The organism is Flavobacterium sp. FG19 (assembly GCF_057809475.1).
Genome location: NZ_JBMDKA010000010.1, coordinates 14177 through 27828, shown reverse-complemented (window position 1 = coordinate 27828; position 13652 = coordinate 14177). Strand labels below are relative to the sequence as shown.

12 protein-coding genes are annotated in these 13652 nt (G+C 36.0%); 8 read left to right on the top strand and 4 right to left on the bottom strand.

The features are described 5' to 3' along the window. The first annotated feature begins 9 nt into the window (after positions 1-9). On the top strand, positions 10-1191 hold the full coding sequence (gene pelA / locus ACODST_RS11840; RefSeq protein WP_488932309.1) for a pectate lyase: 1182 nt from the start codon (positions 10-12) through the stop codon (positions 1189-1191). A 417-nt stretch (positions 1192-1608) separates the two neighbouring features. Here the strand turns inward: pelA and ACODST_RS11835 are convergent, their stop codons facing one another. The 4 genes from ACODST_RS11835 to ACODST_RS11820 form a co-directional block, all read right to left on the bottom strand. Further along, complete coding sequence (locus ACODST_RS11835; protein ID WP_488932308.1) at positions 1609-2439, bottom strand: amidohydrolase family protein; 831 nt, start codon at positions 2437-2439, stop codon at positions 1609-1611. Between the two features lie 6 nt (positions 2440-2445). Further along, a complete protein-coding gene (locus tag ACODST_RS11830; RefSeq protein ID WP_488932307.1) occupies positions 2446-3243 on the bottom strand; it encodes an SDR family oxidoreductase in 798 nt (265 codons plus the stop codon). Positions 3244-3413: 170 nt separating this feature from the next. Continuing rightward, positions 3414-4427 (bottom strand): zinc-binding alcohol dehydrogenase family protein, encoded by a 1014-nt coding sequence (locus ACODST_RS11825; protein ID WP_488932306.1) that lies wholly within the window; start codon positions 4425-4427, stop codon positions 3414-3416. A 182-nt stretch (positions 4428-4609) separates the two neighbouring features. Next, complete coding sequence (locus tag ACODST_RS11820; protein WP_488932305.1) at positions 4610-5464, bottom strand: fumarylacetoacetate hydrolase family protein; 855 nt, start codon at positions 5462-5464, stop codon at positions 4610-4612. Positions 5465-5829: 365 nt separating this feature from the next. Between ACODST_RS11820 and ACODST_RS11815 the strand changes: the two genes are divergently transcribed. From ACODST_RS11815 to fucP, 7 genes are all read left to right on the top strand, one after another. Next, positions 5830-6978, top strand: coding sequence for an ABC transporter substrate-binding protein (locus tag ACODST_RS11815; protein WP_488932304.1), 1149 nt, complete (start codon positions 5830-5832; stop codon positions 6976-6978). After that, positions 6975-8126 (top strand): CaiB/BaiF CoA transferase family protein, encoded by a 1152-nt coding sequence (locus tag ACODST_RS11810; protein WP_488932303.1) that lies wholly within the window; start codon positions 6975-6977, stop codon positions 8124-8126. The genes ACODST_RS11815 and ACODST_RS11810 overlap by 4 nt, the downstream gene beginning before the upstream one ends. Further along, a complete protein-coding gene (locus tag ACODST_RS11805) occupies positions 8123-9262 on the top strand; it encodes a CaiB/BaiF CoA transferase family protein (protein WP_488932302.1) in 1140 nt (379 codons plus the stop codon). Before ACODST_RS11810 ends, ACODST_RS11805 begins: the two co-directional genes overlap by 4 nt. Next, a complete protein-coding gene (locus ACODST_RS11800; protein WP_488932301.1) occupies positions 9262-10518 on the top strand; it encodes an extracellular solute-binding protein in 1257 nt (418 codons plus the stop codon). Before ACODST_RS11805 ends, ACODST_RS11800 begins: the two co-directional genes overlap by 1 nt. A gap of 33 nt (positions 10519-10551) precedes the next feature. Further along, positions 10552-11625, top strand: a complete 1074-nt coding sequence (locus tag ACODST_RS11795) for a Gfo/Idh/MocA family protein (protein ID WP_488932300.1) — start codon at positions 10552-10554, stop codon at positions 11623-11625. Between the two features lie 96 nt (positions 11626-11721). Beyond that, a complete protein-coding gene (locus tag ACODST_RS11790) occupies positions 11722-12162 on the top strand; it encodes a MaoC/PaaZ C-terminal domain-containing protein (RefSeq protein WP_091495590.1) in 441 nt (146 codons plus the stop codon). 131 nt (positions 12163-12293) lie between these two features. After that, positions 12294-13595 (top strand): L-fucose:H+ symporter permease, encoded by a 1302-nt coding sequence (fucP, locus tag ACODST_RS11785; RefSeq protein ID WP_488932299.1) that lies wholly within the window; start codon positions 12294-12296, stop codon positions 13593-13595. The last annotated feature ends 57 nt before the right edge of the window (positions 13596-13652 follow it).

Below are 13652 nucleotides of genomic sequence, written 5' to 3'. Positions count from 1 at the left end.
AAACGTTCTATGTTCAATTCCGTAAACAATTCAAAATTACTGGCAGTAACGTTTTGTATCTTTTCCGTTTTATGTTTAAATGCACAGACAAATAGCGAAATAAGCACCAAACCTTTTACTGATGGCACTAATCATTGGTATTTCATAAAAGACAAAACCAATATTATAAATCCAATTCCGAATCAGCCGAAATATGCCGAAACGGATTATACCAAAATCGCCGATAATATTCTGTATTTCCAGCGTGACAATGGCGGATGGCCAAAGAACTACGATATGAAAGCTATCTTGACGCCACAACAAGTTGACAGCGTTGTTAAAACAAAATATATTGAACATACGACTTTTGATAATGAAACGACTTACACTCATATCCATTATCTGGCGCAGGTTTATACACTCACAAAAGATTCGAAGTATAAAGATGGCTGTCTGAGAGGTATAAATTTTACCATAAAAGCCCAATATCCAAACGGAGGCTGGCCACAATATTTCCCTTTAGAAAAAGGTTATAGCAGACATATTACGTTTAATGACGGAGCTTATATGGGAATTATGAATCTCCTGAAAAAGATTGTAAATAATGATCCTGAATATGCTTTTATTGATGCTAAAACCAGAAAAAAAGTAGTTGCAGCTTATCAAAAAGGACTGGACTGTATTTTAAAAATGCAGATTAAAGACAACGGAAAATTAACTGCCTGGTGTCAACAACACGATGAAATAACGCTTGAACCGGCCTGGGCACGTAAATTTGAACCGCCAAGCATCTGCAATGCAGAAAGTGTTGATGTCGTTTTATTTCTAATGGATATTGATAAACCAAATGAAAAGATCATTAATGCTATTCAGGGTGCCATAAAATGGTTTCAGGATTCTAAAATTTACAACACTAGAGTTGAAAGTTTTGCAGCTGAAGAAATGGAATCGAAATACAAGAAAATCAAAAACGATGTAAGAGTCGTAAACGATCCGACGGCTCCGCCAATCTGGACGAGATATTATGAACTAAAAACACACAGACCTTTGTTCAGTGATCGTGATAGTGAGTTTTTATATTCCTTAGCCGAAGTAAGCCGTGAAAGAAGAACTGGTTATGCCTGGTATACAGATAAACCTGAAAAAGCATTGAAAAAATATCATGAATGGCAGAAGAAATGGGCTCCGCAAAATAATGTTTTGAAAGAGTAAAAACGGAAAGTTTTACAGCCCAAAGGGAGAAATAACTAGAATCCAATTTTCAAATATAGCCCGTGGTTTCAACCACGGGGACGTAATATTGTCACGTATAGCATTTCTCACATTGTGTCCCCGTGGTTGAAACCACGGGCTATATTTTAACCTTGTTAAGAAGAGGCCAAAGGCCTAAAAGCATCACCATAGGGCAACGCCCTATGAATTGATATAGAACAGCATAATAAAAACCCTGAAAGGGCGTAAGCATTAATCGTCATGTAATTGCTTATGCCCTTTCAGGGCTTTATTATGTGGGTCTATCTGCTGTCACTGGGCGTTGCCCAGTGTTTATGGCACGAGCCTTTCAGGCTTTCTAATTTATGAGCCAACTCATAACTCATAACTCATAACTCATAACTCATAACTCATAACTTATAACTTATAAAACTCATTCGCATTTTCAAACCAAATCTTATTCTGATCTTCAATAGAAAACTTCGAAATATAATCTTCTAAAGTTTTTACCACTTCATTATAATCTGAAGCAACATTGAGAACCGGCCAGTCTGATCCGTACATTAATTTATCAGCTGAGAAGTTTTCAAAAATTACATCTAAATAAGGTTTCAAATCTTCTGGTTTCCAGTTTTTCCAGTCGGCTTCTGTGACCATTCCAGAGATTTTGCACCAAACATTGTCGTATTTTGCTATTTCTTCGATGCCTTTTTTCCAAGAATCAATACTTCCTGATTTAATATCTGGTTTCGCAATATGGTCGATTACAAACTTTTGGTTTGGAAAATCTTTAACCAAACGTATTGCTGCCGGAAGTTGTCTATGAAAAATTAAAATATCGTAAGTATAATTAAATGGTTTTAATGCTTTGATTCCTCTTCTGAATTCCTCACCATCCATAAAATCATCGGCTTCGCCTTGAACTACATGTCTAAAACCTTTTAGTTTTTTTTGATTTGAAACGAATTGCAAACGTTCTTCAATATTCTCATTTCGTAAATCTATCCAGCCTACAACTCCTTTTATGAAATCATTTTTAGAAGCTAAATCCAATAAAAACTGAGTTTCTTCTTCTGATTGACTTGCCTGAACTGCCACACAGCCTTCAAACTGATTGGCACTTAATAATGGCTCTAAATCTTCTGGAAGAAAATCTCTTTGAATATTCTGCATGGTTTCATCGATCCAACTGTCTCGAACAGGATCAAATACCCAAAAATGCTGATGGGAATCTATTCTTTTACTCATAACTTTTTAATTAACATCGCTGATTAAAGCGCGGTCTAAATGTACGTAACCTCCATCCACAAAAACAAATTGTCCTGTAGTATGCGATGATTTTTCAGAAATGACAAAAAGTGCCGTATCTGCAATTTCTTCTGTTTTGGTCATTCGGCTTTCTAATGGAATCGTTTTACTAATTTTTTTCAAGACCGCTTCTCCATCTGGCAATGTTTTAATCCAGTCTTCGTAAGCTGGCGTATAACTTTCAGCAATGATAATTGCATTTGAACGGATTCCGTACTGAATCAAATCTACAGCCCATTCTCTTGTTAAGCCTAAAACTCCCCCTTTCGCAGCAGCGTAACCAGAAGTTCCACCCTGTCCAGTTAAGGCAACTTTTGAACCGATATTCAAAATATTTCCTTTTGATTCTTTTAAAAAGGGAAGTGCATATTTTACCAATAAAAAATAACTTACCACATTCAGTTTCAGAGAATCCATAAATTCCTCATAAGAAGCGTCTAATCCTGCTCCATCATTAACACCAACGTTATTGATTACAGCATCGATTCTTCCGTATTTAGCCCCAATTACTTTTACAGCATTTTCTATCGCAACAGAATCGGTAACGTCAGTTTGTACAAATAAAGAATTAATGCCTCTTTTTTGCAATCTTTCTGCATATTCGAAACCTCTTGCATTTCTGTCAACTAAAACAGGAATTGCACCTTCATCGGCTAATCTGTTTACAATCGTTTCTCCGATACTGCCTTCTTTTCCAGCCGAACCAGAAACGACAACTATTTTATTTTTTAAGTTTAAATCCATTTTTGTGGTTATTTAAGATTTATTTTTAAACACATAGAAACATAGATTTTAAAACCGCTCAAAGGCGTTTTACTTGCATTAACACACATAGCTATGTGTTAAGAAACTAGTTTCTTTTTTATTCTCTTTTACAAACAATAAAAATCTATGTTTCTATGTGTTAAAAAAAATTATTCTATTTCAATCAACGCCTTAATCACATTATTCTTCGGATCAATCAAATTCCCAAAATCAGTAATCATTCCATCAAAACTCGTTCTGTGTGTGATATATTTCTTCGGATCGATTTTTCCCTCTTTAAGGCATTTCATTACATATTCGAAATCTTCAATTGTTGCATTTCTGCTGCTCATTAAAGTCGATTCTCTTTTGTGGAAATCAGGATGACTAAAACTTAATTCTCCTTTTTGAAGTCCAACCAAAACAAATCTTCCACCATGTGAAATATAATTGAAAGCGCTGTTCATCACTTTCTGATTTCCAGTCGCATCAATTACGACATTCGCCATATCACCGTTTGTTAATTCCGCTAATTTTTGAGCAACATCATCATTTAATGGATTAATCGTTTCATCAGCCTGCAATTGTTCTTTACAGAAATTCAATCTATAATCGTTAATATCCATAACGATTACTTTTGCTCCTGCAATTTTAGCAAACTGAATCAAACCAATTCCGATTGGCCCTGCTCCCATCACCAAAACGGTGTCCGTTGGTTTTACTGCCGCTCTTCTAACTCCATGCGCCGCAATTGCCAAAGGTTCAACCAAAGCCAATTCATCATAATCTAAACCTTGACCGTGCAATAAATATTGTTCCGGAATCGACACATATTCAGCCATTCCGCCATCAATATGAACTCCAAAAACTTTAATATTTACACAGCAATTTGTTAAGCCGTTTCTACAGGCAACACATTTTCCGCAGTTGAAATACGGAATAAAAGTTACTTTATCTCCCGATTTGAAACCTGCTGCATTTCCTTTTACATATTCAGCTGCTAATTCGTGACCTAAAATTCTTGGATATTCAAAATAAGGCTGAGTTCCACCAAAAGCATGAATATCAGTCCCACAGATTCCGATTCTTTTAATTTTCAATAAAACTTCCCCTTCTTTTGGTTCTGGAATATTGGTTTCTTTTAGTAAAAATTCTTGCGGTTTTTCGCAAACAATATATTTCATTTTTTATTTTGTTTAAATTTCTAATTAGACGCGGATGAAACGGATTTACTTCGTAAAAACGCGGATTATAACGGATTTTATTTTAAAGAAAATTGAAAAAAATCCGTTAAATCCGTGTCTTCGCGATAGCGAATCTGTCTTATCCGCGTCATCATTCGTTAGTACAATAACAGATAGTTACATTATTTTTTATAAGCAACCGCTTTTTGTTTACTTGTTCCTAAACCTTCAATTCCAAGCTCAATAACATCACCCGCTTTAATGTAAATCGGATCCGGTTTTATTCCTAAACCAACTCCCGGAGGTGTTCCCGTACTGATGATATCGCCTGGAAGCAAGGTCATAAACTGACTCAAATAATGCAGTAGATAAGGAATTTTGAAAACCAGATTCAATGTATTGCTGTCTTGATATTTTTTACCATTTACAGTCAGCCACATTTTTAAATTATCTACATCAGCGATTTCGTCTTTTGTTGCCAAGAATGGCCCAAGAGGCGCAAAAGTGTCACTTCCTTTTCCTTTAGCCCATTGTCCGCCGCGCTCCAACTGGAAAGCTCTTTCGCTGTAATCATTCAATAAAGCATATCCAGCCACATAATCCAAGGCATCTGCTTCTTCCACATAACTTGCTTTTTTTCCAACGATAAAAGCCAATTCGACTTCCCAATCTGTTTTTTCACTATTTTTTGGAATGATTAAATCATCGTCTGGACCACACAAAGAAGTTGTCGATTTGAAGAAAATAATAGGTTCTGTCGGAATCGGTGCGTTGGTTTCTTTACAGTGATCGATATAATTTAAACCAATGCAGATAATTTTTGAAGGACGAGCCACAGGTGACCCCAAACGTACCGAAGCATCTACTTCTGGCAAAGTCGGATTGCTTTCTAATGCTTTTTGTAATTTTTCTAGTCCGTTCTCTTCAAAGAAACTTTCGTTAAAATCGGTTACAAGTGAAGAAACATCATATCTTTTCTCTCCAATCAAAACTCCAGGTTTCTCTTTTCCGATTTCTCCAAAACGTATTAATTTCATAATCGTATATTTTTAGTTGTTAGTTTATAATTTGCAGTAATTTTTTATTTATCAATTCCAAATTCTTCAAAAAGAGCATAGCAAAATTAATAAATGTAAAAAACACAATTACAAAAATACTTTTTAAAAATTAATATCCGAGTTATATTTTATTTTCCGTTAATGAAAATGACTAAACTTTAAATTTTTATAACATTTTTTAGACGGTTTGTAAAAATTCTATCACTAATAATCGATTTATGTAAAAAAGATTTCTTAAAAAGAAAGGATTTCTTGTTCATTTCAATCTTATTCCTACTTTTGTAATTGTAAATTTTACATTTATTATTTCAATCGATTTCACTACCAAAAATTCCTATACAAAAATGATAAAATTAAAAGGCATAACTTGGAATCATACAAGAGGTTTGCTTCCTATGGTTGCCACATCGCAGCGTTTTACTGAACTACATCCTGAAGTTGAAATTTCTTGGGAGAAAAGAAGCTTACAAGAATTTGCCGATGCTTCTATCGAAGACTTAGCCAAAAGATTCGATCTATTGGTTATCGATCATCCTTGGACAGGTTTTGGAGCTCAGACCAAGGCGATTCTTCCGTTATCTGATTATTTATCAAACGAATATATTAAAGATCAAGAAAGTAACACGGTTGGAAAATCATACGGAAGTTATGTTTTTCACGACAAATTATGGGCGTTGCCAATTGATGCAGCAACTCCGGTTGCTTCTGCCCGATTGGATCTTTTGAAAAAAAACAATTTAGAAGTTCCTAAAACGTATGATGATTTACTAGTATTGGCTAAAAAAGGTTTAGTTGCTTTTGCCGGAATACCGGTAGATGTTTTAATGAGTTTTTATATGTTTTGCTGTAGTTTGGGTGAAGCTCCTTTTCTTTCTGAACAAAAAGTGATTTCTGAAACAACTGGAATCAAAGCGCTTCAAATGTTTAGAGAACTGGCTCAATTGATTAATCCTGCTAATTTTAATCGTAACCCAATTCAGGTTTACGAAGCAATGGTTAATTCAGACGAAATTGCCTATTGCCCTTTTGCTTACGGTTATTCTAACTATTCTCGCATTGGCTACAGCCGTAATCTTTTACATTTTTATGATTTAGTAAGTTTAAATAACAATCCAATGATTTCGTCTTTAGGCGGAACTGGTTTGGCTGTTTCATCATTTAGCGAACATATTGAAACTGCCATAAAATATGCTGAATTTACGTGTTCATCGCAAGTTCAACAGAATATTTATACAGATAATGGCGGTCAGCCGGGTCATTTACAAGCTTGGAAAAGCGAGAGAATTAATGGCGTGACGCATGATTATTTCAAAAATACACTTCCTGCGTTAGAACGCGCTTTCCTTCGTCCAAGATATTACGGACATATGTATTTCCAAGATCATGCTGGAGATGTGGTTCGTAATTATTTGATGAATGGCGGAGACGAATTGAAAGTTTTGGAAGAAATGAATTCGCTTTACGCGAAATCTCTAAAAATCCAGACTGTATGAGACCTTTAGAAGGATTAATTGTTCTGGAATTCTGCCAGTTTTTAGCAGGACCTTCGGCTGGATTAAAACTAGCTGATTTGGGCGCACGCGTCATCAAAATTGAACGTCCTGTAAAAGGTGAAGCCTGCAGACAATTGAGTATTAAAGATTTGTTTGTGGATGACAGCAGTTTGCTTTTTCATACCATTAACAGAAATAAAGAATCTTTTGCAGCCGATTTGAAAAATCCAGACGATTTGGTTTTAATTAAAAAACTAATCGAAAAGGCGGATATTATGACGCACAATTTCAGACCTGGAGTAATGGAAAAAATCGGTTTAGATTTTGAAAATACGCTTTCTATAAATCCGCAGATTATTTACGGAACTATTACAGGTTACGGAAATGAAGGTCCGTGGGCTAAGAAACCGGGGCAAGATTTACTACTGCAATCGCTTTCTGGATTAAGCTGGTTGAGCGGACGCAAAAGTCAAGGCCCAGTTCCTTTTGGTTTGGCTGTAGCCGATTTAATGTGCGGGAATCATTTTGTACAAGGAATTTTAGCGGCACTTTTAAAAAGAGCTAAAACCAAAAAAGGCGTTTTGGTTGAAGTTAGTCTGTTGGAATCCATTTTGGATGTACAATTTGAAGCCATTACTTCTTTTTTAAATGATGGTGGACAACAGCCTGAAAGAGGCGATATTAAAGGAAGTGCGCATGCTTTCTTAAGCGCTCCTTATGGTGTTTACCCAACTCAGGACGGTTATTTATCATTAGCAATGGGTGATTTAATTTTCATTGGAAAAACTTTAGGTTTGGATTTAAACGCTTACGCGGATAAACATCTTTGGTTTGAAAAAAGAGATGAAATCAGAACGATTTTAAGTGAAAGAATTAAAACCCAAACTTCTGATTACTGGATTGAAATCCTGCAAAAAGAAGGCATTTGGTGCGGAAAAGTTTTTAATTACGAAGAATTAGACAGTCAGCCTTTTGTGAATGAATTACAGCTGAAACAAACGGTGAAAAATACCGAAGGCGAAACTTTAGTAACAACGAGAAGTCCGATTCAGTTGGACGGTGAAATTCTATTAAGCGAAAAAGCTGCTCCGAAAGTTGGTCAAGATAATTTGAATATACATGAACAATTTTTAAACAACCAGAAATGAAACCTTTAGAAGATTATTTAATTATAGATTTCAGTCAGTTTCTTTCGGGGCCGTCTGCGAGTTTGCGTCTGGCAGATTTGGGTACACGCGTTATAAAAATTGAAAAACCGGGAACGGGAGATATCTGCCGTACCTTATATACTTCTGACTTGATTATGAATGGCGAGTCGTCTGTTTTTCATACCATCAACAGAAACAAAGAATCTTTCGCCATTGATTTTAAACAGCTAGAAGAGCTTCAAAAACTAAAAAAATTATTAGCTAAAGCCGATGTTGTCATGCATAATTTCAGACCCGGAGTTATGGAACGCATCGGACTAAGTTATGACGACGTAAAAATCATTAATCCGAATGTGATTTATGCTTCGATTTCTGGTTTTGGAGAGCATCCTGATTTAAAGGATCTACCAGGTCAGGATTTGCTTTTACAATCTTTAACGGCTTTGACCTGGTTAAGCGGTAATCAGGAAGATGGTCCGGTTCCAATGGGATTATCGATTGTGGATATGTTAGCCGGAGCACATTTGGCACAAGGAATTTTAGCTGCTTTATACAGAAAAGCAACGCATAATATTGGAGCACAAATTCAGGTAAGCATGCTGGAATCAGCATTTGATTTTCAATTTGAAACCATTACCACTTTCTTCAATGACGGCGGTGAATTGCCTGTAAGAACCAAAACCAATAACGCGCACGCTTATTTGGGCGCGCCTTATGGAATTTACAAAACCAAAAACGGTTATCTGGCACTTGCAATGGGCTCGATTCCTGTTTTGGCTTCTCTGCTGAAATGTGATGCTTTATTGCAATTTCCTGAAAATAAATTTACGCTTAGAGACGAAATCAAAAATATACTTGCCGATCATTTACAGACGCAGGAAACTCAGTTTTGGCTGGATATTTTAGAACCCGCAGATATTTGGTGTGCAGGAGTTTTAAACTATCAGCAGTTATTTGCTGAAGATGGATTCAAGGTTTTGAATTTTACGCAGCAAGTCGAAATGCTTGACGGCTACACTTATAAAACAACACGCTGTCCGATAAAAATTGACGGTGAATATCTGACTTCAGGAAAAGGTTCTCCAAAACTAGGTCAGGACAACGAAAAAATTATTAAAGAATTTATAGACTGTTAATGGAAAAAATTAGAATCGCCGTTCGTAAATTCGATCCTTTCGAAAGTACACTTCGAAAACTATGGGATGCATTTTCACTTCAAAACAATATAAAAATTGAGGCTGAAATGGTTGCATTAGAACTTCATGATTTATATGAAACCACGATTTCAGAAAAAGGTTTAAAAGAAGGGAAATGGGATATCGCTCATATCAATACCGATTGGATTTTTGATGCTGCAAACGAAAATGCGGTTCTAAATTTGTTTTCTTTAATTGGAGAAAATCCGCCAGAAAATTACCCTTTTGGATGGCATAAATCGCTTCTGCATTTACAAAAATTAAGCAACGGCATTTTCGGACTTCCTTTTCATGATGGTCCAGAATGTTTTATTTACAGAAAAGATTTATTCGAAAACGAAACAGAAAAAGCTAATTTTAAAAAACAATTTGGTTACGAACTTTCCACACCAAAAACCTGGCAGGAATTCTCAGAAATTGCAACCTTTTTCAATCGTCCCGAACAAGATTTATACGGCTGTGTTTTTGCCAATTATCCAGACGGACACAATATGGTTTTTGATTTCTGTCTGCAGTTATGGACGCGAGGCGGTTCATTATTAAACAAAAAAAATCAGATTGACATTCACAATGAAGCAGCCATAAAAGCATTGGATTTTTATAGAAAAATGGTCAATGACAAAAATGCGGTTCATCCAAAATCAAGAGAATTTGGTTCTGTTGAAGCAGGTTTGGCTTTCGCCGAAGGACAAGCCGCAATGGCCATCAACTGGTTCGGATTTGCGTCTATGGCTGAAGTAATAGAAGAATCGAAAGTGAAAGGAAAAATCGATATCACTTCGCTCCCATCTGATCCTGGCCATAAAACAGCTTCTCTGAATGTATATTGGTTATACACGATTGGTTCTGGAAGCAAGCATAAAAAATTGGCTTACGATTTTCTACGATTTGCTACTACACCAGAAAGCGATAAATTATTAACTACGGAAGGCGGAATCGGATGCCGAAAATCGACTTGGAAAGATGAGGAAATCAATACTTTAATTCCGTTTTATCATAAACTGGAAATGCTGCACGAAAATGCATTGACACTTCCTCAAACCCCAATCTGGCCAAAAGTCGCCGAATTAATTGACGGAGCAGTTTTAAAAGCGATTGAAACCAATATTTCATCAGCTATAATTTTAGAGGAAACTCAGAAAAAAATTAAAGAACTAAGTCAAGGAACAACATTACACAGCTCTGTCAAAAATTAAAATTGGCAGGCTTAATTTCAAAATATAGAACAAATGAATATTCCCTATAAACCTTTACTTCCCCAAACAGAACAGCCCATTGTGATTATTGGAGCGAGCGGTATTGTAAAAGATGCTCATCTTCCTGCTTATGAAATGGCTGGATTTAAAGTTTTTGGTATTACCAACAGAACGATTTCTAAAGCATACGATTTACAGAAACAATTCAAGATCGATCATGTTTTTGAAAGTGTTGCCGATGCGGTTAAAAATGCACCATCAAACGCTGTTTACGATATTACGGTTTTACCTGATCAATACATTGAAATTCTGGAGCAATTGCCTGACGGGGCTGCAGTTTTGATTCAGAAACCAATGGGAAATGATTTGGCTCAGGCACGTGAAATCGTAGAAGTGTGTGAAAGAAAAAATTTGGTTGCTGCAATTAACTTTCAGTTGCGTTTTGCTTCTTTTGTAAGCGCAGCAAGATATTTAATCGATCAAGGGATTATTGGTGAATTATACGATTTAGAATTCAAAGTAACTGTAAATACGCCTTGGGAATTGTTTCCTTTAATTAAAGAACATCCGAGATTGGAGATTCTTTTCCACAGCGTTCATTATATCGACTGTATTCGATCTTTTCTGGGAAATCCGAAAAGTGTTTATGCGAAAACAGCCAAACATCCGCTTAAGAAATTATCATCAAGCCGATCTACCATTATTTTAGATTATGGCGAAGACAAACATGTTGTCATCAATACGAATCATGATCACCATTTTGGTCCAAAACATGAAGAAAGCTACATCAAATGGGAAGGAACAAAAGGCGCTGTTAAAGCAAAAATGGGCTTGCTGATGAATTATCCTGACGGTCTTCCGGACGTTTTTGAGTACGCTTTGCCAAAAAAAGATAATGAAAATGAATACGAATGGACAGAAGTGAAACTGGAAGGTTCATGGTTTCCTGAAGCCTTTATTGGTGCAATGTCTAATCTGATGCGTTTTAAAGAGGGTTCTGACTCAAAATTGTCTGCCAGCGTTCAGGATGTTTTAGGAACAATGAAAGTTGTAGAAGCGTGTTATGTGAGTAGTAAAAACGGTGGAATTTCTTTTGATGAAGTGTAATTAAAACACTATATTTCAAAACCAAAAAAAACAAATTTCAATCTTCTTCAAAACAAACGTATTTTAGAAGTAAGGCTGATAAAAAATATCAAGAATATGTATTTTAAATCGACTTTTTTCGAAGATTATCAAATCGACGACAAACGAGTAACTTTAGGCAGAACCATTACAGAAACGGACTTTGTAGTTCACGCCGGACACACAGGGGATTTCTTCCCGCACCACATGGACGAAGAATGGTGCAAAACACAACCTTTCGGACAAAGAATCGCTCACGGAACTATGGTTTTCGCCATCGGTATCGGATTAACGGCTTCTGAAATAAATCCTGAAGCTTTTTCAAGAGGATATGATAAAATGCGTTTTGTAAAACCTGTTCATATTGGCGACACCATTCATTCAGAAGTTACTATTTCTGAAAAAGGAGAAGCCAAAAATCCAGAAATGGGAACCGTAACAGAACACGTAGAAATCATCAACCAACGCGGTGAAGTCGTTTTGGTTTGTGATCACTTGCTTTTAGTGAAGAAAAAATAATTTTTCTTTGAGGGACAAAGGTTCAAAGGTGCATAGGGACAGAGGTTTCTTCACTTTGAACCTTTGTCGCTTTGAACCTTTGTCGCTTTGAACCTTTGAACCTATAAAAAAACTAAAAAACTATCTAAACAATGCAAATTACAAACCAAGCCGGTGATCAACATGAAGTGCCGACAGAAGGCGGAAAAGGAAATCAATATCTTTTGCCTTTTATTTTAGTTACCTGCCTATTTTTTCTTTGGGGAATGGCTCACAACTTAGACTCCGTTTTGATTCCGCACTTGAAAAAAGCATGCGAATTAAACAATCGTCAATCTACTTTAATTGATACATCTGTATTCTTTGCTTATTTTATAATGGCAATTCCTGCGGGGATGCTGATCAAAAGATTTGGGTATAAAAACAGTATTATAACGGGATTATTAGTATTTGCTATTGGAGCATTTTTGTTTGTTCCTGCTGCTAATACCAGAACTTACGAATTATTTCTATTTGCTTTATTCGTAATTGGATGTGGCTTGACCATTTTAGAAACTAGTGCCAATCCTTATGCAGCGATTTTAGGACCAGCGGAATCTTCTTCTAAAAGATTGAATTTAGCGGCTTCTTTCAACGGATTAGCGGCGATGGTTGCTCCTATCGTCGGTTCGTTATTTATTCTTTCAGGAACCAATCATACGCCCGAACAAATGGCTGCAATGCCAGAAGCTGAAAAAGCAGCTTATTTATTAGGTGAAGCAGCTTCTGTAAAAATGCCTTATATCGTTTTGGGAAGTATTTTAGTTTTAGTTGCTATTATTTTCTATTTCGTACAATTGCCTTCAATGAAAGCAACTCATGCCGAAGCTGAAATTAAACCGGGATTTTTCTCTGTTCTAAAATTCAGACATTTAAGCTGGGGAGTTGTGGCTCAGTTTTTCTATGTTGGAGCGCAAGTTTGTATTACAAGTTTCTTTATTCGTATTGCACAACAAGGAGCTGGATTAGACGAAAAAACAGCCGGATATTATTTAGGAATTTATGGTTTTCTTTTTATGGCTGGACGTTTTATTGGAACGTTCTTTTTAAAATTTGTTAAAGATTATGTTTTATTGTCAATCTATTGCGTAATGAGCACATTGCTTTGCTTGGTTGCTATTTACGGTTCTGGAATCGTAGTCATTTATGCTCTTGGCGGAATTGGATTCTTTATGTCAATTATGTTCCCAACTATTTTCTCTCTAGGAATTAAAGGCTTAAAATCGAATACAGAAACAGGTTCTTCCTGGTTAGTAATGTCAATCGTTGGAGGTGCAATTATTCCTTACGGAATGGGAACTCTAATCGATATGAACCATGATGATATTCAGTCTGGATATATTATTCCTTTAATCTGTTTCTTGATCATCCTTTCTTTTGGTGCTATTGGGCATAAAGTAAAAGTGGTTAAATAATTTTTGTCCCCAAACATACAATATCCAAAGCCTTCAAATTCTATTTTGGAGGCTTTT

Bases quoted from the DNA above. Each gene is read 5' to 3' on its own strand.
- ACODST_RS11805 (WP_488932302.1), top strand. From the start codon at position 8,123: ATGAAACCTTTAGAAGATTATTTAATTATAGATTTCAGTCAGTTTCTT.
- ACODST_RS11835 (WP_488932308.1), bottom strand. From the start codon at position 2,439: ATGAGTAAAAGAATAGATTCCCATCAGCATTTTTGGGTATTTGATCCT.
- ACODST_RS11790 (WP_091495590.1), top strand. From the start codon at position 11,722: ATGTATTTTAAATCGACTTTTTTCGAAGATTATCAAATCGACGACAAA.
- ACODST_RS11815 (WP_488932304.1), top strand. From the start codon at position 5,830: ATGATAAAATTAAAAGGCATAACTTGGAATCATACAAGAGGTTTGCTT.
- ACODST_RS11825 (WP_488932306.1), bottom strand. From the start codon at position 4,427: ATGAAATATATTGTTTGCGAAAAACCGCAAGAATTTTTACTAAAAGAA.
- ACODST_RS11810 (WP_488932303.1), top strand. From the start codon at position 6,975: ATGAGACCTTTAGAAGGATTAATTGTTCTGGAATTCTGCCAGTTTTTA.
- ACODST_RS11830 (WP_488932307.1), bottom strand. From the start codon at position 3,243: ATGGATTTAAACTTAAAAAATAAAATAGTTGTCGTTTCTGGTTCGGCT.
- ACODST_RS11800 (WP_488932301.1), top strand. From the start codon at position 9,262: ATGGAAAAAATTAGAATCGCCGTTCGTAAATTCGATCCTTTCGAAAGT.
- ACODST_RS11820 (WP_488932305.1), bottom strand. From the start codon at position 5,464: ATGAAATTAATACGTTTTGGAGAAATCGGAAAAGAGAAACCTGGAGTT.
- fucP (WP_488932299.1), top strand. From the start codon at position 12,294: ATGCAAATTACAAACCAAGCCGGTGATCAACATGAAGTGCCGACAGAA.
- pelA (WP_488932309.1), top strand. From the start codon at position 10: ATGTTCAATTCCGTAAACAATTCAAAATTACTGGCAGTAACGTTTTGT.
- ACODST_RS11795 (WP_488932300.1), top strand. From the start codon at position 10,552: ATGAATATTCCCTATAAACCTTTACTTCCCCAAACAGAACAGCCCATT.